The organism is Mesorhizobium sp. WSM4887, assembly GCF_029625865.1.
Classification (GTDB): domain Bacteria; phylum Pseudomonadota; class Alphaproteobacteria; order Rhizobiales; family Rhizobiaceae; genus Mesorhizobium.
Genome location: NZ_JARTVP010000002.1, coordinates 30,872 through 54,078, shown reverse-complemented (window position 1 = coordinate 54,078; position 23,207 = coordinate 30,872). Strand labels below are relative to the sequence as shown.

Genomic DNA, 23,207 nt, shown 5'->3' with positions numbered 1-23,207 from the left:
TGCGAACCGGCGGCCGGCTGTAGGACGAGTCAGCAGTCTGTTGCAACAGGCTTCCCGCGTCGAATTCAGCCACTATGTTCAAGGCCATGCGCGCCAGCGACCTGCTCAAGCCACGACCCGAAGGGCTCTACTGCCCGCCAGGCGATTTCTTCATCGATCCGGTGCGGCCGGTCAGCCGCGCACTGATCACGCACGGCCATTCCGATCATGCGCGCTCAGGCCACCGCTCGGTGCTCGCCACACAGCAAACGCTCGACATCATGGGCCTGCGCTATGGCGAGGATTTCGCCGAAACCACGCAGGCAGCAGTCATTGGCGAGACGATTGATATCAACGGCGTCTCCGTCACTTTCCATCCGGCCGGGCATGTGCTGGGTTCGGCGCAGATCGTCGTCGAGCATCAGGGCCTGCGCATCGTCGCCTCCGGCGACTACAAGCGCCAGAAGGACGCTACCTGCCTGCCGTTCGAGCCGGTGCCTTGCGATGTCTTCATCACCGAGGCGACCTTCGGGCTGCCGGTGTTCCGGCACCCGCCGGACCATGAGGAGATCGCGCGCCTGCTCAAATCGGCGACACAATTTCCCGAGCGTTCGCACCTGATCGGCGCCTATGCGCTCGGCAAGGCGCAGCGCGTCATGCGGCTGCTGCGCGAGGCCGGTTACGACAGGCCGATCTATATCCATGGCGCGCTGGCCAAGCTCAGCGAGTATTACCAGAGCCAGGGCATCGATCTGGGGCAGATCGAACCGGCGACGGTGGAAAGCGGCGGCAAGGCCGATTTCGAAGGCGCCATTGTCGTCGGGCCGCCGGCCGCGTTCGCCGACCGCTGGGCGCGGCGCTTCCCCGACCCGATCGCCTGCTTCGCTTCAGGTTGGATGCGCATCCGTCAGCGCGCCAAGCAGGGCGGCGTCGAGCTGCCGCTGATCATTTCCGACCATGCCGACTGGGACGAGCTCATCGCCACGATCAAGGAAACCGGCGCCGCGGAGATCTGGGTGACGCATGGCCGCGAGGAAGCGCTGGTGCGCTGGTGCGAGCTGGAGGGCATCGCCGCGCGGCCGCTGCATCTTGTTGGGTATGAGGACGAGGGCGATTGATGGAACAGTGTTCGCCAATCGCCGCCGCCGAGTTCTACGGCGCCACCCTCTGTCCTGCCGGACATCTCCCCCTCAAGGGGGGAGATTGGCAGTTTCAGCGCCGACGCATCTCCCGCGACGCGAGAGATTGGCGAAAGCCGGCGCGGCATCTGATCTCCCCCCTTGAGGGGGAGATGGCCGGCAGGACAGAGAGGGGTGCCTCGCGCCGGCTTTCGTCATTGGCGTGTCGCGCATGAACCGCTTCGCCGAGCTCCTCGACCGGCTGGTGCTGACGCCTTCGCGCAACGGCAAGCTGACGCTGCTCACCGACTATTTCCGTAGCGTCGAGGATCCCGACCGCGGACTGGCGCTGGCGGCGATCACCGGCGATCTGTCGATCGCGGCGGTGAAGCCGGCGATGCTGCGCGGGCTGGTGGTCGAGCGGATGGACCCCGTGCTGTTCGGCTATTCCTACGATTATGTTGGCGATCTCGCCGAGACGGTGTCGCTGGTCTGGCCGCAGCCGGCCGGCCACATACCGAACCACGCGCCAACGCTCGCCGAAGTGGTCGGCAAGCTGCAGGCGGCGAGCCGCTCCGACGGGCCGCAGGTGCTCGCTAGGCTTCTCGACAGCGCCAGCATCTCTGCGCGCTTCGCCATCATCAAGCTGGTTACCGGCGGGTTGCGCATCGGCGTGTCGGCGCGGCTTGCCAAGCAGGCGTTGGCCGATCTCGGCCAAGTCGATGTCGTCGAGATCGAGGAGCTCTGGCACGGGCTGACGCCACCCTACACGGCGCTCTTTGCGTGGCTGGAAGGCCGGGCGGAAAAACCGAGAAGCGCCGCGCTCGCATTGTTCCGGCCGGTGATGCTGTCCAACGCGGTCGACGACGGCGATTTGGAAAAGCTCGAACCGGCCGATTATGCGGCGGAGTGGAAATGGGACGGCATCCGCGTCCAGGCGGTGTGCGAGGGCGGCATCCGCCGGCTCTATTCCCGCACCGGCGACGATGTTTCCGGCGCCTTCCCGGACCTCGCCGCGACGATGGATTTCGAGGCGGCGCTCGACGGCGAATTGCTGGTCGGCGACCCGCGCGAGGCGACCGGAACCTTCTCCGACCTGCAGCAGCGGCTGAACCGCAAGAGCGTCTCGCCAAAAATCCAGCAGCAATATCCGGCCTTCATGCGCTGCTACGACGCGCTGCAAATCAACGGCGAGGATTTGCGCAGCCTCCCCTTCGCCGAGCGCCGCACCCGGCTCGGAGCCTTCGTCGAGACGCTCGATCCCAGCCGCTTCGACCTCTCGCCGCTGGTCGAATTTTCGGATTGGGAGACGCTGGAGCGGCTGCGCCAGGCGCCGCCGCATCCGATCATCGAAGGGGTGATGCTGAAGCGCAGGGATTCGCCCTATCTTGCCGGCCGGCCGAAAGGCCCCTGGTTCAAGTGGAAGCGCGATCCGCACACGATCGACGCGGTGCTGATGTATGCGCAGCGCGGCCACGGCAAGCGATCGAGCTTCTATTCCGACTACACTTTCGGGGTCTGGTCAGGCCCGGAGGGATCGGAAGAGCTGGTGCCGGTCGGCAAGGCCTATTTCGGCTTCACCGACGAGGAGCTGCGGCAAATCGACAAATATGTGCGCGACCATACGATCGAGCGGTTCGGGCCGGTGCGCTCGGTGCGCGCCGATCGCAAGAATGGGCTGGTGCTGGAAGTGGCCTTCGAAGGGCTCAACCGCTCGACGCGCCATAAATCTGGCGTCGCGATGCGCTTTCCGCGCATCTCACGGTTGCGCTGGGACAAGCCCTCCGCCGAGGCCGACCGGATCGAGACGCTGCAGGCGTTGCTCGACAGCTAGAAATCTGCCGACGCTTCACCCCACCCGGCGCTTCGCGCCGACCTTCCCATCAAGGGGAGGTCGGTCGCATCCCTGGAGATAGCCCCTCGCTGCCGATGCCGAGGTCACTCCGCGATCGACACGCGGATCTCGTAGATGTCGACGGACTTGCCCTGCTTGTCGAAGTCGGAGTTGACGGCGATGGTGCCGGCCGCACCCGGGTGCTTGTTCGGGAACTGCACGTCGAACAGGTATTCGTTGCGCTCGTGGCCAACGGCATAGCGCTTGCGGCCGCAATCGCCGAGCTCGCCGAAATTGCAGTCGACCGAGATCTGCGTCTCCTTGCCTTCTTCCGAGCGGGCGATGATGTCGAACATGGCATGCTTGCCGGCAAGCTTTTCCAGCACGCCCTGGCCGACATCGAAGGCGATGGCCGAGCCGGATGCGCCCGAGCGGGCGCGCAGGAACTGACCGGTGTCGTCCTTCATGACATCGGCGGCGGCGTCGGACGGTGTGCTGACATGGGTCGGATCGCTGGGCGAGAAGACGTTGATCCAGTTCTTCGACTGATCCGCCTCGCCGGGCTTCTGCGGCGAGCCGGTTTCGGCTGGCTGCGAGGAGTCTTCGTCTTCCAGCGTCGGGGTCGGCTCGGGCGGACCGGTGTTGAGTTCAGCCGCCGTCTTGAAGACGCCGGTCTGCTTGGCGAAATAGAGGCCGATGCCGGCAGCCGCCAGCAGCGTCGCCGCGACAAAGATGGCGGTGAGCGGCAGGCGCCGGCCACGGATACGCCGTTCATCGCGATCCGGCGCCACTTCGGCGCCGTTGCCGATGGACGCTCCGGGAGAGTCATCAAGCGTCGGCGCGTTCGGAAGCGCCTCGTCCGGCATGATGTCGGGCACGCGGGGCAGCACGCGCGAGCGCGGCGCATCCGATGTGTCGGGCTGCACCGGACCGTCGACGGTAATCGACGGCGACGGTGCCCCCTGGTCGGGGCCCCGCGGGGCATCCACCGGCGGCGCGGGAGACTGGCTCGGCGTGTCGACCGCGGGCCCCGGCGCGGCGTTGCCGACGAATGGACCGCTGTCCAGCGGAAGCGTCACGTCAGGAACGGCCTGGACAGCCGGCAGGAATTCGGATTCGATCTCGGTGATCTTGGCCTGCACCGCCTTGCGGCGGTTGATGGCGGCTTCCACCGTCACGTTGGGGTTGGCCTGCAGCACGCGATCGAGCGCGGCAAAGGCCGAGCGATAGACCTTCTCGCGAAACGCCCGGTCCTCGGGATTGCCTTTCTCGAAGGCGTTGCGGATCGCTTTCTCGATGGCGTCCAAGCGAGCTCCCTCTGCGCGTTCGCTCACAGTTATCGATCGTTAGCCGCAGGCGACCAGTCAATCAACGGGCGGGCGGCTGCCTTGCCGACGCATCCAATGCCCATTTCGGCGTTTTTTGTTGAAGAATCAACATTTTTGTCGCCGCCGCCGGATCGGCCTGCAACGGAATCGAACGCCTGCCGGCGCGGGCCCGCAAGCCGTGCTGGCGCGGCGCTTAAGGCTGACGCGCAGCGGCAAGCGACGGAATTGCCGCGCATGAGCGCAGGATTTCGCCGCCAGCCATCTTGAATTAGCTGGCGGTTGAGTCTATCAACCGGCGCATCTTGGAAGCCCAGCGGCTTCCCGGGCCGCTTTAGCTCAGTTGGTAGAGCACATCATTCGTAATGATGGGGTCGCGTGTTCGAGTCACGCAAGCGGCACCAGTTTCCTAAAAGCGTGTAATTCCAATACCAGCCTGTCGGGTGGATTTGGGTTCGCCCATAAACCCACCCAAGATCGCCCTGAGCCGAAACGCTGCGGCGTCGTACGGCAGCATTTCGCCGCTTGCCGACCTCAGCACCTCCAAGCGTGAGTGTTCGGTGTGATGCCGATACAAAAGCGCCGCCACGGTGGCGTCAACCGGTTACACAAGCCAGGCAACATCCCCGGCCTTCTGGAAGTGGCGTCAGCGTCCCCAGAGGCTGCGTGGGCGGGTCGTTGGTTGACTGTAGCGCGACTGAACGCTCCAGGTTTCGCAAGCTGGATAGCGGAATCTCGTGAGGGCAAGGTCAGGTTGCTCTCCGTTCCAGCGACGGGCGGAGATTGGGAAAGATGGATACCGTGCAGGTGAGGCGCATGGAAGCCGGCAGGACATGGACGGGGGACGGCGCGCGTGCAGGCGCCTGGCTGAGCCGTGCCATGACCACGCAGCGCCACCTCGCAGCGATCCTGGCTTGCGACGTGGTTGGCTATTCGCGCCTGACGGAGCGCGACGAACGCGGCACGCTCGAGCGGCTGAAGGCCTACCGCAAGGACCTCCTCGAACCGCTGGTTTCCGAGAATCAGGGGCGCATCGTCAAGCTCACCGGCGACGGCATGCTCTGCGAATTCGCGAGCGTCGTCAATGCGGTGACATCGGCGGTGGCGATCCAGCAGGCTGTGGCGGAACACGAGGCGGAAACGCCGGAGGAAGAGCGGATTCGCTTGCGCATCGGCGTCAATCTCGGCGACGTGGTCTGCGAGGAGGACGGCGACCTCTACGGCGACGGGGTCAACATCGCCGCCCGCCTCGAAAGCGCCGCCGATCCCGGGACCGTGGTCGTCTCGGGCACCGCCTACGACCACCTTCAGGGCAAGCTCGACTGCGGCTTCACCCCGCTCGGCAACCTGCGCCTCAAGAACATCGAGCGGCCCGTGCGCGCCTACCGCGTCGAGACCGACGCCAGCGCCTCGGTGGCTGTACCGCCTCCCCTGCCCGAGAAGCCCTCGATCGCGGTTTTGCCTTTCACCAACATGAGCGGCGACCCTGACCAGGAATACTTCGCCGACGGGCTGGTCGAGGACATCATCACGGGATTGAGCCGGGTGAACTCCTTCTTCGTGATCGCCCGCAACTCGTCCTTCACCTACAAGGGCCGGGCGGTCGACCTGCGCCAGGTCGGGCGCGAGCTGGGCGTCCGCTACGTGCTCGAAGGCAGCATCCGCAGAGCCGGATCTCGCGTGCGCATCAGCGGGCAGTTGGTAGACGCGATCAGCGGTCACCATGTCTGGACCGGCCGCTTCGAAGGCGACGTGAGCGACATCTTCGACTTGCAGGACAAGGTGACCGAGAGCGTCGTCGGTGCTGTCGAGCCGAGCATCCGGCTGGAGGAGATCAAGCAGGCGCGCATGAAGCCGACCGACTACATCAGCGCCTACGACCTCTATCTTCGCGCACTGCCGCGCTTCTACAGCATGACGCGCGAAGGCTTTGCCGATGTACGCCGACTCACCAACGAGGCGCTCAGCATCGACCCGGGCTTCACCTTGGCGAAGGCACTCGGCGCCTATATCCGCAGCCTATCCGTGAGCCAGTGCTGGCACGAACCCGACGATGTGCGAGTCGCCGCGCGTATGGCGCGCGAGGTGCTGGCGGAAGCGCGCGACGACCCCACGAGCCTGCGCTTCGCGGCGCAGGTGATCGCCTACAGCGCGAAGGAATACGAGATGGCGCTGGGCACGATCGAACGGTCCCTGCTGCTCAACCCCAATTCGGCGCAGGGCCATACCGGCAGCGGCTGGGTGAACGCGCATTCCAGCCGCCCGCTCGTGGCGATCGAGCACTTTCACAGGGCGATGCGGCTGAGTCCGGTCGACCCCGAGAAAGGCATCGCGCTCTCCGGCATCGGGATGAGCTATCTGATGCTCGAGCGCTACGAGGAAGCGCTGGCATGGGGAGAACGCGCGCTGCACGAGATGCCGAACTACGGCTCCTCGCACCGCGTGGTGATCATGGCGCTGGTCAAGCTCAACCGGCTGGACGAGGCGCAGGCCGCGGCGCGCCGCCTGATGGAGGCGTTCCCGACCTTCACGCTCACCCTGCAGAGACAGATCAACCCGTGGCTGGACAAGGTGTTCGCCGAGCGCTACGTCGAGGCGCTGGGCATCGCCGGCGTGCCGGAGTGATCGCCGCGGCTGCAACGATGCCCTCTCCTGCGCGCCGCCTGCGGCCAGGCGGCTTTGCCGCGCATCTCGGGCATTGTCGAGAATCGCTGTTGGTGGGAAACTCCCGGTCTCTAGCAAGGAGGCCAAAATGCCCAACACTTTCAAGACCGGTGACGTCGTCAGGCTAAAATCCGGAGGCCCGGAGATGACGGTGAGTGATGGCGCTGCCTCGGGCACGTATCTGTGCCACTGGTTCAATCGTGATGGCGACGTGTGGACCCCGCAACATGCCGGCTTCAAGCCGGATCAGCTGATGGTGGTCGACGAACGGAAATAGTTTCGCTCACCCTCGTTCCCGATCGGCTCCGGCCCGGCTTCTTGCCGGACTCTTGCTAATTGTCTCGTCAGAAACGACCGACGGATTTTCCCTGTTGCCGCGTTTAACGGCTGAAGCGTGGCCGCCAATGGCCATGCGCAACCGGAGACGAGAGCATGATCCGCCGTTCGATATTTGTCGTTGCCCTTGGCCTGCAGGCCGCCGCCGCGGCCGCCCAGACAGCGACGCCTGCCACCGCGCCGGCGCAGCCGGCGCCAATCGCGTCCGCCTCCGCCAGGCCCGGCATCACCTTGGAAAAGTTCGAGGCGCGCCGGGAAAAGGCTTTCATGCGGGCGGACACCGACGGCGACGGCAAGGTCAGCCTCGCCGAGTGGACGGCGTTCCAGACCCAGCGCAAGGCCAAGGGCGATCCTGCCAAATCCTTCGCGCGGATGGACGCCAACAAGGACGGCTTCGTCGACAAATCCGAGCTCGACGCCTTCTTGGCCAAGCGCTTCGCCAGGCTCGACAAGAACGGCGACGGCGTGGTGAGCGCCGAGGAATGGCCGGGCCACAAAACCGCTCCCAATCAGGAGCAATGACCGAGAGGTCATGCAGCACGATGATCATTGGGAGCGCCCCGCTTGATGGGCGCCGATCCGGACGAGGAACTGGTACGGCGCATCGGTTCCGGCGATCAAGCCGCCGTGCAGGCGATGGTGGCGCGCAAGCTGCCGCGCCTGCTTTCGCTCGCCACCCGCATGCTCGGCGATGCCGCCGAGGCCGAGGACGTCGCCCAGGAGACCTTCGTGCGCATCTGGCGTCATGCCTCGGGCTGGCGCCAGGGTCATGCGCGTTTCGACACCTGGGTCCACCGGGTGGCGCTCAATCTCTGCTACGACCGGCTGCGGCGGCGCCGCGAATGGGTGACGGACGAACTGCCGGAGGCGGCGGATGAGGCACCGCTTCCCGACGCCGAAGATGAAGGCCGGCGCGTCCAGCAGGCGCTGCTGCGCATCGCGCCGCGCCAGCGCGAGGCGATCGTGCTCGTCTATTATCAGGAGATGTCCAACATCGAGGCCGCCGGCGCCATGCAGGTCAGCGTCGATGCGCTGGAAAGCCTGCTCGCGCGGGGCCGGCGCTCGTTGCAGGCCATGCTCATCGGAGATGGCGATGACTGAGCAACTGGCGGCGATTGGGACTCGGGTGGCCACGTCAAACCCGTGGAAGGGGAAACCAGATGGCTGACGAAAGAAAGGCCGCTGACGGGCCGATGAGTGCCCAACGCTTCACCGCACTTGCGGACGCCTATGGCAGCGCCCTGCATCGCTGGCCGCGGGCCGAGCAGGCTGCCGCCACGCTGTTTGCGGAGAGCGAGGAGGGTCGCGCCATCTTAGCGACCGCCGGCAGGCTCGATGCCGTTCTCGACCGCCATCTCGTCGAGGCCCCAAGCCGGACGCTGCATGGCGAGATTGTCGCACGGGCCACCACGCAGCTCAGCCAGGGGCGCCGCCGCCGGTTTTGGTGGCTGGGCTTTGGGCTTGCCGGCGTCGGCCTTGCCGGCGCCGTGGTCGGGCTGGCGCTGGTCAGCGTCGTCACGCCAGATGCCACGTCCGACCATTATGTGATGGATGCCAACGCAACGTCGTTCGGCGATGCCGGTCCCGACGCCGACACGGAGGATCTATGAGCGCTCGTCTTTTCGCGGCATCGCTGGTGCTGAACGTCTTCCTGATCGGTGCCGTCGCCGGCGGTGCAGGCTGGCTGATCGGCCGTTCCGGAGGCGGCTATTCGCTGGAATCGGCCGGCGGTCAGCTTCCCGCCAGCGACCGCAAGGTATTCCGCCAGGCGTTGCGCGAGGTTCGGCGCGAGTCGCGCGCAGTCATCCTCGACGGACAGCAGGCGCGGCGTGAGGCGGCCAACCTCTTGCAGCAGCCGACGCTCGACGCCAACGCTCTGGCCGCGGCCCTGGAGCGGGCGCGCAATGCCGACGCCACCATCCGCAGCCGGCTGGAACAGCGCATCGTCGAATTCGCCGCGTCGAGCCCGCTAGATGACCGTAAGCTGCTGGCCGACGCCCTATTGCGCCATGTCGGCAGGCAGCGGCCCATCCCGGCAAAAAATACGCCATAAGAGCGACGGAAAGCGCCGGCCGTCTCCGTTCAAAGAAAAAGAGGGACACGCCTGCCGCCACGCGAACGCGACGTGGCCGGTTCAACCTCGAGAAACTTCGGAGTATCCCATGAATGGTCTGACGAAATATTCTGTTGCGGCTGCGCTTGCCATCGGCGGGACTGCCGCGGCAAGTGCAGCCTCGGCAATGCCGCTTGCGGCGCCTGCGGCGCCTGCGATTGTCGAGCATGTGGCCTGGGGCTGCGGCCCCGGCTGGCACCCCAACCGGTGGGGTCGCTGCGTGCCCAACCGCCGCGTGATCTATCCGGGCTATTACTACTGGGGTGGCCCAAGCGTCTATATCGGCCCGGCCTGGCGTCCGTGGCACGGCGATCGTTACTGGCGCCGCTGGTAAGCCCCTGCCGGCCTCATCATGTCGACTCCGGCATCATAAGGCTTTTCGACCGTGGAGATCAACGCAAGTCAGGCGTGCCGCCGGTCGAGGCCGATATCTATCGGGATGAAGCGCAAGCCCGTTTCGACAAGGCGCTCGGTGCCGCACCGGGCTTTGTCGAAAGACTGGTCGGTTTCTGGTCGAACCATTTCTGCGTCTCGACCGCCAAGGGCCAACTCGTGCGGGCCTGCGCCGGCGCTTTCGAGCGCGAGGCTGTCCGCCCCTTCGTGCTCGGCCGCTTCGCCGACATGCTGCTGGCCGTCGAGCATCACCCGGCGATGCTGTTCTACCTCGACAACCGACAATCGGCCGGACCGGATTCGCGCGCCGGAAAAAGGCGCGGCCGCGGCCTCAACGAGAACCTCGCCCGCGAGATCCTGGAATTGCACACACTGGGCGTCGACGGCGGCTATAGCCAGGCGGATGTCACGAGTTTCGCGGGAGCGCTCACCGGCTGGACGATGGCCGGGCGGAAGGGCCGCCTCGGAGAGCCCGGCACATTTGTGTTCGACCCCGATGCGCATCAGCCTGGCGAGGCGGTGCTGCTCGGCAAGACCTACCCGGCCGGCGGCATGGTCCAGGCCGAGGCCGCGCTCAACGACATCGCCCGCCAGCCGGCGACCGCGCGCCACATCGCTACCAAGCTTGCCCGCCATTTCATTGCCGACGATCCGCCGGCGGCTGTAGTCGACCGCCTTGCCGAGATCTTCACCAAGACGGACGGCGACCTGCGCGCGCTCGCGCTTGCACTGGTCGATCTGCCTGAAGCCTGGTCGCTGCCGCTGACAAAATTGCGCTCGCCGTTGGACTATGCCGTAGCGGTCCGGCGGGCGATCGGCTCCACCACCGGGAAAGAGCCGCAACGAACGCTGCGCTGGCTAAGGGCGCTGGGCGAGCCGCTCTGGCAACCGCCCGGGCCGAACGGCTTTTCCGACCGGACGGATAGCTGGGCGTCCGCCGAAGGCCTCAAGACGCGCCTCGACATCGCCTGGCAAGCGGCTCGTCAGGCGAGCGACATCGGCAATCCCGATGACATGCTTTCCGCCGTAATAGGCGCCTCCGCCTCGGCCGAGACGCGCCAAGCGATCGCGCGCGCCGAGTCCAGACAGCAAGGCCTGGCGCTGCTGCTGATGGCGCCGGAATTCCAACGCCGGTGAACAATGGAGAAGCGGCATGAGTCTTCTTTGTGAAACGCCGAATCCATCTCGGCGCGCCGTGCTGACGACAGGCGGCGCGCTGTTTGCCTGGGCCTGTCTGCCACGCTTCGCCCGCGCCGCCGACCATCGCGATCCGCGCCTGATCGTCATCATATTGCGCGGCGCGCTGGATGGGCTGTCGACGATCGGCCCGCTCGGTGACCCCGACTATGCCGGCCTGCATGGCGACATCGCGCTGTCGCTCTCCGGCGCCAATGCGGCGCTGCCGCTCGACAGCTTCTTCGCGATCAATCCCGCGATGCCGGTGTTCGCGCGGCTGTTCAAGGCAGGTCAGGCGGCCGCGGTGCACGCGGCCGCGACCGGCTACCGCGACCGCTCGCATTTCGACGGTCAGGAGGTGCTGGAGAGCGGCCTGCCGGGCCCTGGCAACGCCACAACCGGTTGGCTGAATCGGGCGATAGCCAGCCTCCCGGCAGGTGAAAGAGTGGCCAAGCTCGGCGGGCTGGCGGTCGGCCCATCGATGCCGCTGGTGATCCGTGGCGCAGCACCCGTGCTCGGCTGGGCACCGCAGGCGCTGCCGACGCCCAGCGATGCGCTGGCGGAGCGTGTGCTCGACCTCTACAACCATCGCGACCCGGTGCTGGCAGCGGTGCTGCAGAAGGGCCTCGACGCCGACCGCATGGCGATGAGCGACCAGCTCGATGGCAGCACGATGAAACCCCACGGCGGCCTCGCCAACGCCGCCTGCATGCGCCAGTCCGCGCAAGGCGCGGCGAAACTGATGGCCGCCGACGACGGGCCGCGCATTGCGGCGCTGGCCTTCGACGGCTGGGACACGCATGTCAACGAGGGCGGCGCCACCGGGCGGCTCGCCAAGCTGCTCGGCGGCCTCGATGGCGCCTTCGAGGAATTCGAGAAAGGGCTCGGCGAGCGCTGGAAGGACACCGCGATCGTCGCCATCACCGAATTCGGCCGCACCGCCCGCGTCAACGGCACCGTCGGCACGGACCACGGCACCGGCACGGTAGTGCTGCTCGCCGGCGGCGCGATCAAAGGTGGCCGCGTCATCGCCGACTGGCCGGGGCTGAAGCCGGCTCAGCTCTACCAAGGCCGCGACCTCGCGCCGACCAGCGATGTGCGCGCGGTGCTGAAGGGGTTGCTTGCCGAGCAGTTCGGGCTCTCCGCCGCCGTGCTCGGCGACAAGGTGTTTCCGGAGTCAGGAGGGGTGAAGCCGATGCGGGATTTGGTGGCGTGAGAGCTTCGACTTTGTCCATCAACCGCGAGGCAGGAACGCGGCGGCACAAGGTGAGATCGGTCGAGATCCTTCGCGCCCCCCTCTGTCTTGCCGGACATCTCCCCCACTTGGGCCCACTTGGGGGGGGAGATTGGCAGCTTCGGCGCCGCGACCACTCTGCGCTGTCGAACAGAGGACATTGACGATTGGCGAAGGCCGGCGCGATGTCTGATCTCCCCCCTTGCGGCGAAGATGTCCGGCAAGACAGAGGGGGCGCTGTCCAGACGCCGTCTCTGAGGGCTGTCTGAATCCTCGCTTGAGGAACTTAGCAAGCCGCCCGCGCCGTTTCCGGCACGGGCGCCCCTCAAACCGATCACCAGCTCCAATAGCCGGGATGCCAGCGGTGGTGATACCGGAAGCCCGGATGCCAGTGGCGCACGGGCCGGATGAACCGGCGACCGTTCGGCACGCATCTGCCCCAGTGATTCACGTGCCAACCAGGACCGCAGCGCCAGCCGACCGTCTCGACTGGCAGCGGCGCAGCGCTGGGCTTTGCCATCGGCATGGCCTGCGCGCCGGCGGAGAGCATCAAAGTGCCGGCGGCCAATGCGAACGGCAGCAAATATTTGGTGAGCATAAAGTTCGTCTCCGTGATTCATCCCTACCGCCGTGAAACGGACGACAGGGTCGAAATCCGTCGGAGGAGGATGGATCACATCCTCGTTATCGGGCGGCGTCGTCGAGCGTCGCCACGGTCTTCAGCGCGCCGTCGAGCATGTCGCCCTTTTCGTCCTTCAGCGCCGCTTCGCGCAGGCGGCGGATCCAGTCGGCGGCGTCTTCGCGGCCCTCGAGCATGACAAGCGCCGAGAGCACGCGGTCGAATTTCGACTGGGCACGGGCGTGGGTGTCGCTGTAGCCCTTGATCAGGCGGCGGCAATTCAGGATCTCCAGCCCAAGCGCATAGTTTTCGCGCGCATGGGCAAGCGCCAAGCCGTACCAGCGCTCCAGATGCTCGACCTCGACCTTGTGGCGCAGCAGGCGGCGGCGCCAGCGGCGCAGGCCGCCGATGAACCAGAGCATGGCGAAACCGGTGAAACTGTCGGTGCGGATATGGCGGCCGCGGTTGATGCGGCGGTCAAGGAAGGCGGCGAGCTTCGGGCGGTTCTCGATGTAACTGCCGATTGCTAGCGGCAGCGTGCCGCAGAATTCCTCGATGCGCGGATGGAAATATTCAGTGACCTGCAGGACCAAGCCTTCCCTGACACCGACTTCCTTGCGCACGCGCCTGTCGCGGGTCGAACGCGTCTTGAGGTCGGCGACGCGGATCATGTCGTCATAGCACATGGCGTTGGCCAGATGTTTCGCGGCCGCGACCGACAGCGCATGGCCACGCTCCGCATTGTCCAGCGCGATGGCTTTGTCCAGCCGGTCGAGATATTCGCCGCCATAGCCGATGTCCTGGTAATCGACGACCTTCTTCAGGCCGCGTTCAGCCATGTCGCGCAGCGGTTTCGGTAGCGCGGCGACACGGGCGACGAGATCCTGCCAGCCCTTCAGCAGGGTTTCGGGACCACTGACCTTCGCCGTTGATGTGGTGTCGGGAGCGGCGGGCTTCCCGCTTGCCTTATCCCCGGCTGTCGCGACCGCGATGCCGCGCGCCCGGTCATAGGCGGCGCCGAAGGCGGCAAGGCTGGCCTTGACCCCGCGGCCGCCGGCGCCGATCGCCTGCTCGTAGTTTTCGCGCGCGAAGGGCAGCGCGTCTGAACCGGCCAGCGCGCCGAGCAGGCTGGCCGAGATCATCGTGCCGTGCTCGGCGGCGATCTTTTCCATGTCGAAGGCGATGAAGCGCTTGGCGGCCGCCTCGGCCGTCGCATGCACCTTTTCCGACGAGGCGCGGCCGTCGCCCGGCTCGATCTTTTCCGAGACGGCGGCGATGCGGTGCGAGGAGGCGATCAGCGTCGTGCGCTCGGGCGTGACGAAACCGCGGATGATGGCGCGGCCGGCTTCCATCAGCTCGGCGGCGATCAAGATGTCGACGTCGCCCTGCGATGGCGACAGCGCGAAGACCGGCAACCGGCCGGTGTCGCGGGCCATCTCGATGTAATAGATCGTGGCCCCCGTGCGCTGGGCGACTCCCGCCACCGACGTCGATTGCGCAATGTAGCCGCTGCGCTCGGCGACGTCGGTGATCCAATCGGCGAGCACGCCGCCGCCCTGGCCGCCGACGGCAAGCACGGCGAGTTTTATCACCCGCTCATCATCAGGGGCGCCCGGCTTCGGGCGCAGCGGTGAAGCCTGCTCAAGCATCGGCGAACATCAAACGGCGACTCTCGCGGCGGCGCTGCAACCGGCCGATCACGGCGCGGCGCGCGCTTTCCAGGAAACGGTCCCAGCGGCTCGGATTGTGCACGACATCGGCGCGGTAGAAGGAGGGACAGAGCACGGCCGCATCCGCCACCTCGCCGCAATTGCCGCAGCCGACACAGTTCTGGTCGATCGAAGCGACCGGATCGTCGCGCAGCGGATCGTCGAGCGACTTCACCGAGAGCGACGGGCAGCCGGAGAGCCGCATGCAGGCGTGGTCGCCGGTGCAGACGTCCTCGTCGACGCCGAATTTCGGCTTGACGACCCGCTCGCCGCCCTTGACCGCCTTGTCGACCAGCGGCCTCTCGCGGCGCTGGCGGTTCAGCATGCATTCGGACGAGGCGACGATGACCTTCGGCCCCTTCTCCTCGGTGGTTAGCGCCTCGCGCAGCGTGTCGCGCATCTTGCCGACGTCATAGGTGCGGTCGATGTGGCGCAGCCATTTGACGCCCATGCCTTTCACCGCTTCGGTGATCGGATGTTTTGTGGACTTGGTGCGGTTCGAGGCGCGCGAGGACAGGATGTCCTGGCCGCCGGTGGCGGCCGAGTAAAAATTGTCGACGATGACGATGACGCCGTCATTCTTGTTGAAGACGGCGTTGCCGACCGACGAGGTGAGACCGTTGTGCCAGAAGCCGCCGTCGCCGACGAAGGAGATCGACCGGCGTTTCGCTTCCGGCGAATTGAAGGCGGAAGCCGAGGCCGGCCCGAGGCCGTAGCCCATGGTGGTGGCGCCGAGCTCGAAGGGCGGCATGATCGAGAACAGGTGGCAGCCGATGTCGGAAGCGATGTGGTGCTTGCCAAGCTCCTGCTCGACCAGCTTGGTCGCAGCGAAGATCGGCCGCTCCGGACAGCCGATGCAGAAACCCGGCGGGCGGCTGGGAACGACATTGATGAGATCGGCGGTGTCGACGCCCTCGCCCAGCTTGTTCGGCGCACGAACCTCGCCGGGCAGCAGATGCGCAGCATAGGCGCGCAGGAAGGAGCCAATGCCGTCCAGCATCACCTGCCCGGTATATTCGCCGGCCATCGGCAGATGCTCCTTGCCGACCAGCTTGGTGCCGCGCCCGGCCTTGTGCAGCATCGCGGCAAAGGCCTGCTCGATATAGTTGGGCTGGCCTTCTTCGACGACCAGCACCGCCTGTTTGCCCTCGCAGAAGGAAAGGAACTCGTCATCGACGAGCGGATAGACGGCGTTCAGCACATAAAGCGGCACGTCGGTGTCGCCATAGGTGTCGGCAAGGCCGAGCCGCTGCAGCGCGCGGACGACCGAATTGTACATGCCGCCCTGCATGACGATGCCGATCGAGCCATTGTCCGGCCCAAAGACCTCGTTGATCTTGCGGCTCTTGATGAAATCGACCGCCGCCGGCCAGCGCTTTGCGACCTTCTCCTTCTCGTGCAGGAAGGAGGCAGGCGGCAGCACGATGCGGCCGGTGTCGCGGCGCGGGGCCGACAGCGCATCGGCAACCGACATAGGCGGCCGCTTGTTATCCTTGGCGATGAAGTGGCCATGGACGTGGCAGCAGCGGATGCGCACCTGCAGCATGACCGGCGTGTTGGAGGCCTCCGACAGCTCGAAGCCATCCTCGACCGCCTTGACGATCGAGGGCAGGTTCGGGCGCGGATCGAGCAGCCAGACCTGGCTCTTCATGGCGAAGGCGTGGCTGCGCTCCTGCATGATGGAGGAGCCCTCGCCATAGTCCTCGCCGACGATGATCAGCGCGCCGCCGGTGACGCCGCCCGAGGCGAGGTTCGCCAAAGCGTCCGAGGCGACATTGGTGCCCACCGTCGACTTGAACGTGGCGGCACCGCGGATCGGGTAGTGCACGGATGCGGCAAGCATGGCGGTGGCGGTTGCTTCCGAGGCGCTCGCCTCGAAGTGCACGCCGAGCTCGCCCAGAATGTCCTGCGCGTCGGCGAGCACATCCATCAGATGGCTGATCGGCGCGCCCTGGTAGCCGCCGACATAGCCGACGCCGCATTGCAGCAGCGCCTTGGTGATGGCGAGGATGCCCTCGCCCGCGAATTCCTGGCCGGCGCCAAGCCTCAGCTTTTCAACTTCCTTGGCAAAAGACCGTTCGGCCATCTCTGCCTCCTTCCGTTACCGCCGTTTGGACGGCGGCGCGTACGTCAAACTCAAATGTCGTGCTTGCGGATGTTCTTCAGCATCTTCTGCAGAATCGCGATCAGCGCGGCATATTCGGCATCGTCGACGCCGTCGAACATCGCTTCGAAGGCATCATGCATGGCCGGCCAGGCGCGGGTGAAAAGCGCCCGGCCGTCATCGGTCAGGAACACATGGCGGAAGCGGCTGTCGGCGACGCCCTGCTCGCGCCGCACGAGGCCCTGGCCTTCCAGTGCGTCGAGCGTGCGACTCAAGGTCGATTGCTCGATCACCGTATAGACCGAGAGGTCGTTGACGGTGATGCCGTCGGTGACCGAGAGCACGGCCAGCGTGCGCACCTGCGGAATGGTCAGGCCCTGCTTGCGAAAGTCTTCTCGCAGGGTGGCGTTGTAGCGGCCCATGATGCGGTTCATCAAATAGGGCGCGAATTGCTGCAGGCCGATCTGGCCGAGGGTCGAGATGCGCTCGCGCTTTTCCGGAAGCTTCTGTTCCATCAGAGCCTCTCCGCCAGCAGAAAGCCGGAGCCGCCGCCGAGCCCCGCGCCCGGATGCGTCGAGGCGCCGATATGGTAGAGGCCCTTAATGCCTGTCTCGTGATTGCGGCTGGCCTTGAACGGCCGCCACAGGAAGGACTGGTCGATGGTGGACGAGCCGCCATAGGGATCGCCGCCGACCAGATTGATGTTCATCGCTTCCAGATCGGCAGGCGAATAGGCGCGGCGCGCGATGATGCTGTCGCGAAAACCATCGATGTGATGAGCGAGGATCGCCTCGACGCGGTCGGCGTAGGGCTCGCGCAGCGCCTCGCTCCAGCGGCCATCGGCTGGGGCCTCGAGCTTGCCGGCGGCATCGCCCTTGATGTGGCGCGGCGCTTCCGGAAGCTGCAGCCACAGGATTGCCTTGCCCGGCGGACAGCGCGACGGATCGAGCGCGTGGGGCTGGCCGACGCAGATCGTCGGCACTTCCGGCAACAGGCCGCGCACCGCTTCGTTGCAGGCTTTCGACACACCATCGAGTCCCGGCGTCAGATGCAGCAGCGCCACCTTGTCGAGGCCCTCGCCGCGCCAGGCCGGCGGCTTGTTCAGCGCGTAGTGGAGCTGGAAGTTGCCCTTGCCGTAGCGGTAGGACTGCGTGGCCTTGGTTGCTGCGTCGGGCGCATCGTTGCCGAGCAGACGGCCATAGAGCTGCGTCGGCGTGAGCGAGCAGATGATGCCCTTTGCCGCCGTCAGCGTCTCGCCGGAGGCGAGCCGGACGCCGGTGGCACGGCCGCCGGCCTGGACGATCGAGGCGACGTCGGCGTTGACGCGGACTTCGCCGCCGCGCTCCTTGATCAATGCCTCGAAGGCGGCGAGCAGGGTCTTCGCCCCGCCCTTGACGATCGGTGCGCCGGCCGCCTCCAGCGCGAAGGCGATGACCTTGGCGATCTGGCCGGAGAAGGCGTCTTCCGGCCCAAGCCCGGCATGCAGCACCCAGGGCGCCCAGAGCGCGCGGACGGTGTCGGACTTGTACGCGGTCTCCAGCCAGCCCCGCGCCGGCACCAGCGCCTCGCCCAGGACGGCGGCAAGCTGGCGCGGACCGCGCCGCCACGCCTCGCCGGCCATGAGCTTCGTCGTCGGATAAGACCAGAGCGCGCCACCGAGCAGGCCGAAGAGCAGTCCGGCATTGCGTTCGATGTCGCCGACATCGCCGCCATGACGGTCGCCATCGCCGGAGGCAAAGGCGTTCAGCGCCGCGATATTGGCGGCCCGGTCGGTGGTGAGCACGGCATGGCTGCCATCGGGCCGAAGCACGCCGGTGGGTGTGGTCGTGTGACAGAATTCCAGCCCGTGCCGCGCAAGATCCTTGCCGAGCGCGGCATAGGCCGGCGAGGTGATGAAGAGGACGAAGGTCGTCGCCATCACGTCATGGACGAAGCCGGGCGCCGTGATCTCATCGGTGCGCATGCAGCCGCCGATGCGGTCGTTGCGTTCGAGCACGAGCACCTTGGCGCCCTTGGCGCCAAGCATCGCCGCGCAGACCAGGGCGTTGATGCCGCTGCCGACGATGATGTGATCGGCAGCGGTCATTGCGCACTCGCAATCGAGAAGTGAACGTCAATCGCACTAAGGCGAGTTCCTTCGCGCCCCCCTCTGTCCTGCCGGACATCTCCCCCACTTGGCGGGAGATTGGCAGTTTCGGCGCCCTGCTCAATCCTAGGACGTCGGAGATTGGCGAAAGCGGAGGTGACGTGCAATCTCCCCCCTTGTGGGGGAGATGTCCGGCAGGACAGAGGGGGGCGCCGTAGAGCGCCAGCGTCGCTCCGATCCCACCTCTCCACTATTCCATTGCGCGCGAGCATGATCTTCTCCCGAAGACCGCCACCTCGCCCTATTTGCCCGGCACCAGCGCCAGGGCGCGGATCGGGCTGCCGGTGCCGTGCTCGATCTTGAGCGGGGCGGCGATCAGGATCGCGCCTTTCGGCGGCAGCTGGTCGAGGTTGCAGAGGCTGGCGAGGCCATAGCGATTGGCTTTGTGCATCAGCGTGTGCGCCGGGAAAGGCGGCTCCATGCCGCCGGCCTTGCCGGCATCGGTGCCGATCGTCTCCGAGCCCCAGCCCTTGATGTCCTTGCTGATCAGGAACTGGATGGCTTCCGCCGTCGGGCCGGGCGTGTGCGGGCCGGTCTCGTTGGCATTAAGGAACTCGGCTTCCGAACCGTTGCGCTTGTACCAGTCGGTGCGCATCACCACCCATTCGCCGGCATTGATGGCGCCGTGCTCGGCCTCCCACGCCTTGATGTGGTCGACGGTGAGAAGGAAATCGTGATCGGCGGCGGCTTCCACTGAACAGTCGATGACATTGACCGGACCGACGAAATTCTGCGCCGGAATGGTGTCGGTGGCGCCGTCCGGATAGTCCTTGCCGGTGATCCAGTGCTGCGGCGCGTCGAAATGCGTGCCCGAATGCTCGCCGAGCTTCAGCCAGTTCCAGGCCCACCACGGACCATTCTTGTCATACTTTGAAATGGGGTGGATCTCGACCTTCGGCGTGTCGACGGCGAGTTCCGGCGGCAGCTTGATCAGCGGCGTGTTGGGCCCGAGCGGCGCCGACAAGTCGACCACCTTGATGGCGCCCGAAAGCAGCTGGCCGGCGACCTCGCCGAGGAGTTTCTGCGTATCCATTGTCTTCGTTCCCTCTTGTTCCGTGCTCATCAAGGCTCGTTGCGGCCCTTAATATCCTACTAGACGAAAACATATGCATCTGCAATTATCTTTAAGCATAAAGCATTTTGGGGCAGGGCGTGAGCGAGTTCGACGCCATCTTTGTCGGGGCGGGCCACAACAGTCTGGCCTGCGCCGCGCATCTGTCGCTCAAAGGCTGGAAAACCGCAGTTTTCGAGCGCAACACAACTATCGGCGGCGCGGTCCGGACCGCGGAATACACGCTTCCCGGTTTCAGGCACGACTTCGGCGCGATGAACCTGAGCCTGTTCGCTGGCTCTCCCTTCCACCGGAAATATGCAAATGAATTGAAAAGCCACGGGCTGGAATTTTCGCCCGTCGCCGACTGTTTCGCCAGCGCTTTCCCGGATGGAAGATGGTTTGGCGTCAGCAACGATCCCGAGAAGACGACATCGCGGCTCGGCACCTTCTCCGCGGCCGATGCCGCTACATGGCGCCGGCTGGTCGAGGCCTTTCCAGGCGAGGCGGAGCATCTGTTCCCGCTGCTCGGATCGCCGATGAGCCCGCGTGCGCTTGCCGGCACGGCCTGGAATCTTTGGCGCAAGAAAGGCATTGGCGGTGCGCTCGATACCGGCCGCTTGTTGCTGTCTTCACCCCGCGCGTGGCTCGAGGACAATTTCGAGACGCCGCATGTGCAAACCACGCTCGCGGCCTGGGGCATGCATCTCGACTTCGCCCCAGACATCGCTGGCGGCGCCGTGTTCCCCTATCTGGAAGCAATGGCCAACCAGAGTTTTGGCATGGTGCTCGGCAAGGGGGGAGCCGACACCATCATCCGCGCGCTTGTCGGCATGGTCAAAGCGGCCGGCGGCAAGATCATGGGCGGCGCGGAGGTGGCGGAGATCACCGTCGCCGGCGGCCGCGCGACCGGCGTGCGGCTCGCCTCCGGCGATTTCCATGTCGCCAGCAAGGCCGTCATTGCCGGCGTCGCGCCCAAGGCGCTGACTGGCAAGCTGCTGCCGAACGGATCCGGCGATGCCGGGTTCGACGCGGCGATGAAAAAGTTCCGCCATGCGCCGGGCACGATGATGATCCATTTGGCACTGGACGATCTGCCGGACTGGAGCGCCGGCGCCGAGCTTCGCCACTTCGCCTATGTGCATCTGGCGCCGTCGCTCGATGCCATGTCGCGCACCTATCAGCAGGCGATTTCCGGCGTGCTGCCCGATCAGCCGGTGCTCGTCGTAGGACAGCCGACCGCCGTCGATCCATGGCGGGCGCCAGAAGGCAAGCACGTGCCCTGGGTCCAGGTGCGCATGCTGCCGGCGGAAATCCTTGGCGATGCCGCCGGCAAGATCGCGCCCGGTTCCTGGTACGCGGTCAAGGACGCCTATGCCGAGCGCGTGCTCGACATCATCGAGAGCTATGCGCCTGGTTTGCGCCAGAAGATCCTCGGCCGCGCGATCTTCTCGCCGCTCGACCTCGAGCGCGAGAATCCGAACCTCGTCGGCGGCGACCAGATCTGCGGCAGCCACCATTTGGCGCAGAATTTTCTCTTCCGTCCGGCGCGCGGCTTCGCGCGCTGGAACACGCCGGTGTCGAACCTCTACCTCACCGGCGCCGCGACATGGCCCGGCGCCGGCACCGGTGCCGGATCCGGCTTCATGCTGGCGCAACAGCTGGGAGGGCACTAGCAGCAGAATTCCAGGATGGACAAGGGGCGGTTGCCCACCAGACCTTGCGAATGAACAACGCCGCGCGACAATGAAAGTCAAAAACCGACAACCAACAAGGGGAACGACCATGACCATCAACAGACGCGATTTGCTTGGGTTTGGCGCAGCAGCGCTTGGCGCGGCGACACTCGGACTGCCGAAGGCAGCCAAGGCGGCGGACGAGCTCACCATCGCCTACAACGTGAACCTGCCATCCTGGGACCCGACGACCGGGCCTTCGGCGGTGAACCCGACCATCCAAGGCCTCTACCAGTCGGTGTTCGACCAGTTCATCCCGCAGAAGCCGGACCTTTCCTTCACACCCGGCCTGCTCACCGAATGGGGTTGGAACGACGATCGCAGCAAGGTGACGATGACGGTCCGCGACGGCGTGAAATGGCATGACGGCTCGCCCTTCACCGCCGAGGACGTTGTCTGGTCGCTGCAGCGGGCGGGCGACGAGAAGACCGGCAATCCGATCCAGTTCGTCTGGAAGAACGTCAACAACTTCAAGATCGACGGCAACAAGATCACCGCCGACGTCGTGCAGTTCGATCCGGTCTATTTCAAATGGATGTCTTTCCTGACCGGCTACATCATGCCGAAGGCCTATTACGAGAAGGTAGGCGCGGAAGGCTTCGAGAAGGCGCCGATCGGCACCGGGCCCTATATGGTCGACAAATTCGAGCGCAACGCCTTCCTGCGGCTGAAAGCATATCCGAATTACTGGGGTGCCAAGCCAGCCTTCGAGAACGTGACGATCAAGTTCGTCACCGACGCGGCAAGCCGCGTCGCCGAGGTCGAGTCCGGCTCCTCGCAGGTGACGCTCGAAATCCCCTATGAAGAATATGACCGGCTGATCGCCAAGGACGGACTCGCCGGCTCGATCAAGAATGTCTCCGACATCGGCATGATCTTCTTCAACGACATCGAGGCGATGCTCGACAAGAACGTCCGCCAGGCGGCTGTGATGGCGGTGGACAAGGAGCTCTTGGTCAAGCGGCTGCTGCGCGGCTACGGCCAGCCGATCGCCACGCTGGAGACGCCGGAATACACGGCCTTCGACGCGTCGATCAAAGTCGAGCACAATCCGGAAAAGGCCAAGGAACTGCTCGCCGCTTCAGGGTATTCGCCCAAGAAGCCGGTCAAGTTCACCATCCAAACGACCAAGGGCTTCAAGCCCAAGGATTATGAGATGATCCAGGCGATCGTCGGAATGTGGCGCAAGGTCGGCATCGAGGCCAATATCGAGGTCTACGAGATCGCCAAGCATTACGAGCTGCGGGCCGCCGACAAGCTGGCGCCGGCCGCCTTCTACAACTGGGGGAATGCGATCGGCGATCCGACCACCTCGACCGGCTTTGCCATGTATGGACCTAGCCCGCATTCGGTGTGGGACAGCCAGGACCTGATCGACATGATCAATCCGCTGTGGGGCGAGAAGGACGAGGCCAAGCGCATCGCCGGCTGGAAGGCCGTCGACAAATACATCGCCGAGCAGGCCTATGTGCTGCCGCTGATGCAGTATGCTCAGCCGATCGTGCACTCGAAGAAGGTCAATGTCGTGCAGCATGTATCGGGCGCGCTGCTGCCGGCGCTGATGACCCCGGCCTGATGACATCTGGGAAGCTGCGCTGGCGCAGCGCACCTTCTCCAACGACGCGCAGGCCCCCTCATCCGGCCGGTGAGGGGCCGAATGCATTAGGCTC

At 65.8% G+C, this 23,207-nt stretch carries 19 protein-coding genes, 1 tRNA gene and 1 pseudogene; 14 read left to right on the top strand and 7 right to left on the bottom strand.

Translation table 11 applies throughout. From position 1 onward, the window contains the following. The first annotated feature begins 86 nt into the window (after positions 1-86). Positions 87-1,097, top strand: a complete 1,011-nt coding sequence (locus P9230_RS08495) for a ligase-associated DNA damage response exonuclease (protein WP_278057300.1) — start codon at positions 87-89, stop codon at positions 1,095-1,097. Between the two features lie 232 nt (positions 1,098-1,329). Beyond that, the gene (locus P9230_RS08490; RefSeq protein WP_278118444.1) at positions 1,330-2,931 is read left to right on the top strand and encodes a cisplatin damage response ATP-dependent DNA ligase; all 1,602 of its coding nucleotides are present in this window, start codon (positions 1,330-1,332) and stop codon (positions 2,929-2,931) included. 104 nt (positions 2,932-3,035) lie between these two features. Here P9230_RS08490 and P9230_RS08485 read toward each other — a convergent pair whose 3' ends face one another. After that, positions 3,036-4,238, bottom strand: a complete 1,203-nt coding sequence (locus P9230_RS08485) for a hypothetical protein (RefSeq protein WP_278118442.1) — start codon at positions 4,236-4,238, stop codon at positions 3,036-3,038. A 346-nt stretch (positions 4,239-4,584) separates the two neighbouring features. Here P9230_RS08485 and P9230_RS08480 point away from each other — a divergent pair. The 10 genes and pseudogenes from P9230_RS08480 to P9230_RS08435 all read left to right on the top strand — a co-directional run bounded on the left by P9230_RS08480 (position 4,585) and on the right by P9230_RS08435 (position 12,154). Continuing rightward, a tRNA-Thr gene (locus P9230_RS08480) sits at positions 4,585-4,660 on the top strand. Positions 4,661-5,072: 412 nt separating this feature from the next. Then, positions 5,073-6,881, top strand: a complete 1,809-nt coding sequence (locus P9230_RS08475) for an adenylate/guanylate cyclase domain-containing protein (protein ID WP_278118440.1) — start codon at positions 5,073-5,075, stop codon at positions 6,879-6,881. 127 nt (positions 6,882-7,008) lie between these two features. After that, positions 7,009-7,197, top strand: a complete 189-nt coding sequence (locus tag P9230_RS08470) for a DUF2158 domain-containing protein (RefSeq protein ID WP_067003764.1) — start codon at positions 7,009-7,011, stop codon at positions 7,195-7,197. A 155-nt stretch (positions 7,198-7,352) separates the two neighbouring features. Continuing rightward, positions 7,353-7,778 carry an acid-shock protein gene (locus P9230_RS08465; protein WP_278118437.1) on the top strand — a complete coding sequence of 142 codons (426 nt, stop codon included), beginning with the start codon at positions 7,353-7,355 and terminating at the stop codon, positions 7,776-7,778. Between the two features lie 45 nt (positions 7,779-7,823). Continuing rightward, entirely contained in the window at positions 7,824-8,357 is a 534-nt protein-coding gene (locus P9230_RS08460) for an RNA polymerase sigma factor (RefSeq protein WP_278118435.1), read from the top strand. A gap of 59 nt (positions 8,358-8,416) precedes the next feature. Further along, positions 8,417-8,866: a hypothetical protein gene (locus P9230_RS08455; protein WP_278118434.1), complete on the top strand. Its 450-nt coding sequence runs from the start codon at positions 8,417-8,419 to the stop codon at positions 8,864-8,866. Continuing rightward, on the top strand, positions 8,863-9,309 hold the full coding sequence (locus P9230_RS08450) for a periplasmic heavy metal sensor (RefSeq protein WP_067003693.1): 447 nt from the start codon (positions 8,863-8,865) through the stop codon (positions 9,307-9,309). Before P9230_RS08455 ends, P9230_RS08450 begins: the two co-directional genes overlap by 4 nt. A gap of 109 nt (positions 9,310-9,418) precedes the next feature. Beyond that, on the top strand, positions 9,419-9,703 hold the full coding sequence (locus P9230_RS08445; protein ID WP_067003691.1) for a hypothetical protein: 285 nt from the start codon (positions 9,419-9,421) through the stop codon (positions 9,701-9,703). Between the two features lie 77 nt (positions 9,704-9,780). After that, a pseudogene (locus tag P9230_RS08440) lies at positions 9,781-10,899 on the top strand (DUF1800 family protein); the annotation flags it as partial. A 16-nt stretch (positions 10,900-10,915) separates the two neighbouring features. Beyond that, on the top strand, positions 10,916-12,154 hold the full coding sequence (locus tag P9230_RS08435; protein ID WP_278118431.1) for a DUF1501 domain-containing protein: 1,239 nt from the start codon (positions 10,916-10,918) through the stop codon (positions 12,152-12,154). Between the two features lie 352 nt (positions 12,155-12,506). Here the strand turns inward: P9230_RS08435 and P9230_RS08430 are convergent, their stop codons facing one another. From P9230_RS08430 to P9230_RS08405, 6 genes are all read right to left on the bottom strand, one after another. Beyond that, entirely contained in the window at positions 12,507-12,770 is a 264-nt protein-coding gene (locus P9230_RS08430) for a hypothetical protein (RefSeq protein ID WP_067003684.1), read from the bottom strand. Positions 12,771-12,856: 86 nt separating this feature from the next. Next, positions 12,857-14,440 (bottom strand): indolepyruvate oxidoreductase subunit beta family protein, encoded by a 1,584-nt coding sequence (locus P9230_RS08425; RefSeq protein WP_278118429.1) that lies wholly within the window; start codon positions 14,438-14,440, stop codon positions 12,857-12,859. Next, on the bottom strand, positions 14,433-16,586 hold the full coding sequence (locus P9230_RS08420) for an indolepyruvate ferredoxin oxidoreductase subunit alpha (RefSeq protein WP_278118427.1): 2,154 nt from the start codon (positions 16,584-16,586) through the stop codon (positions 14,433-14,435). The genes P9230_RS08425 and P9230_RS08420 overlap by 8 nt, the downstream gene beginning before the upstream one ends. Positions 16,587-16,636: 50 nt before the next feature. Beyond that, positions 16,637-17,119, bottom strand: coding sequence for a MarR family transcriptional regulator (locus P9230_RS08415; RefSeq protein ID WP_127215074.1), 483 nt, complete (start codon positions 17,117-17,119; stop codon positions 16,637-16,639). Then, entirely contained in the window at positions 17,119-18,690 is a 1,572-nt protein-coding gene (locus P9230_RS08410) for an NAD(P)/FAD-dependent oxidoreductase (protein ID WP_278118425.1), read from the bottom strand. The genes P9230_RS08415 and P9230_RS08410 overlap by 1 nt, the downstream gene beginning before the upstream one ends. 301 nt (positions 18,691-18,991) lie before the next feature. Continuing rightward, positions 18,992-19,783 carry a cyclase family protein gene (locus tag P9230_RS08405; protein WP_278052507.1) on the bottom strand — a complete coding sequence of 264 codons (792 nt, stop codon included), beginning with the start codon at positions 19,781-19,783 and terminating at the stop codon, positions 18,992-18,994. A 119-nt stretch (positions 19,784-19,902) separates the two neighbouring features. On the opposite strand from P9230_RS08405, the gene P9230_RS08400 reads away from it, so the two are divergent. Next, positions 19,903-21,477 (top strand): NAD(P)/FAD-dependent oxidoreductase, encoded by a 1,575-nt coding sequence (locus P9230_RS08400; RefSeq protein ID WP_278118423.1) that lies wholly within the window; start codon positions 19,903-19,905, stop codon positions 21,475-21,477. Between the two features lie 109 nt (positions 21,478-21,586). Then, positions 21,587-23,113 (top strand): ABC transporter substrate-binding protein, encoded by a 1,527-nt coding sequence (locus P9230_RS08395; protein ID WP_278118421.1) that lies wholly within the window; start codon positions 21,587-21,589, stop codon positions 23,111-23,113. Positions 23,114-23,207: the final 94 nt, after the last annotated feature.

Excerpts from the sequence above, each read along its gene's own strand:
- P9230_RS08410 (WP_278118425.1), bottom strand. The coding sequence starts at position 18,690 with ATGACCGCTGCCGATCACATCATCGTCGGCAGCGGCATCAACGCCCTG.
- P9230_RS08395 (WP_278118421.1), top strand. The coding sequence starts at position 21,587 with ATGACCATCAACAGACGCGATTTGCTTGGGTTTGGCGCAGCAGCGCTT.
- P9230_RS08430 (WP_067003684.1), bottom strand. The coding sequence starts at position 12,770 with ATGCTCACCAAATATTTGCTGCCGTTCGCATTGGCCGCCGGCACTTTG.
- P9230_RS08475 (WP_278118440.1), top strand. The coding sequence starts at position 5,073 with ATGGAAGCCGGCAGGACATGGACGGGGGACGGCGCGCGTGCAGGCGCC.
- P9230_RS08435 (WP_278118431.1), top strand. The coding sequence starts at position 10,916 with ATGAGTCTTCTTTGTGAAACGCCGAATCCATCTCGGCGCGCCGTGCTG.
- P9230_RS08495 (WP_278057300.1), top strand. The coding sequence starts at position 87 with ATGCGCGCCAGCGACCTGCTCAAGCCACGACCCGAAGGGCTCTACTGC.
- P9230_RS08425 (WP_278118429.1), bottom strand. The coding sequence starts at position 14,440 with ATGCTTGAGCAGGCTTCACCGCTGCGCCCGAAGCCGGGCGCCCCTGAT.
- P9230_RS08445 (WP_067003691.1), top strand. The coding sequence starts at position 9,419 with ATGAATGGTCTGACGAAATATTCTGTTGCGGCTGCGCTTGCCATCGGC.
- P9230_RS08420 (WP_278118427.1), bottom strand. The coding sequence starts at position 16,586 with ATGGCCGAACGGTCTTTTGCCAAGGAAGTTGAAAAGCTGAGGCTTGGC.
- P9230_RS08465 (WP_278118437.1), top strand. The coding sequence starts at position 7,353 with ATGATCCGCCGTTCGATATTTGTCGTTGCCCTTGGCCTGCAGGCCGCC.
- P9230_RS08490 (WP_278118444.1), top strand. The coding sequence starts at position 1,330 with ATGAACCGCTTCGCCGAGCTCCTCGACCGGCTGGTGCTGACGCCTTCG.
- P9230_RS08470 (WP_067003764.1), top strand. The coding sequence starts at position 7,009 with ATGCCCAACACTTTCAAGACCGGTGACGTCGTCAGGCTAAAATCCGGA.
- P9230_RS08455 (WP_278118434.1), top strand. The coding sequence starts at position 8,417 with ATGGCTGACGAAAGAAAGGCCGCTGACGGGCCGATGAGTGCCCAACGC.
- P9230_RS08415 (WP_127215074.1), bottom strand. The coding sequence starts at position 17,119 with ATGGAACAGAAGCTTCCGGAAAAGCGCGAGCGCATCTCGACCCTCGGC.
- P9230_RS08450 (WP_067003693.1), top strand. The coding sequence starts at position 8,863 with ATGAGCGCTCGTCTTTTCGCGGCATCGCTGGTGCTGAACGTCTTCCTG.
- P9230_RS08460 (WP_278118435.1), top strand. The coding sequence starts at position 7,824 with ATGGGCGCCGATCCGGACGAGGAACTGGTACGGCGCATCGGTTCCGGC.
- P9230_RS08405 (WP_278052507.1), bottom strand. The coding sequence starts at position 19,783 with ATGGATACGCAGAAACTCCTCGGCGAGGTCGCCGGCCAGCTGCTTTCG.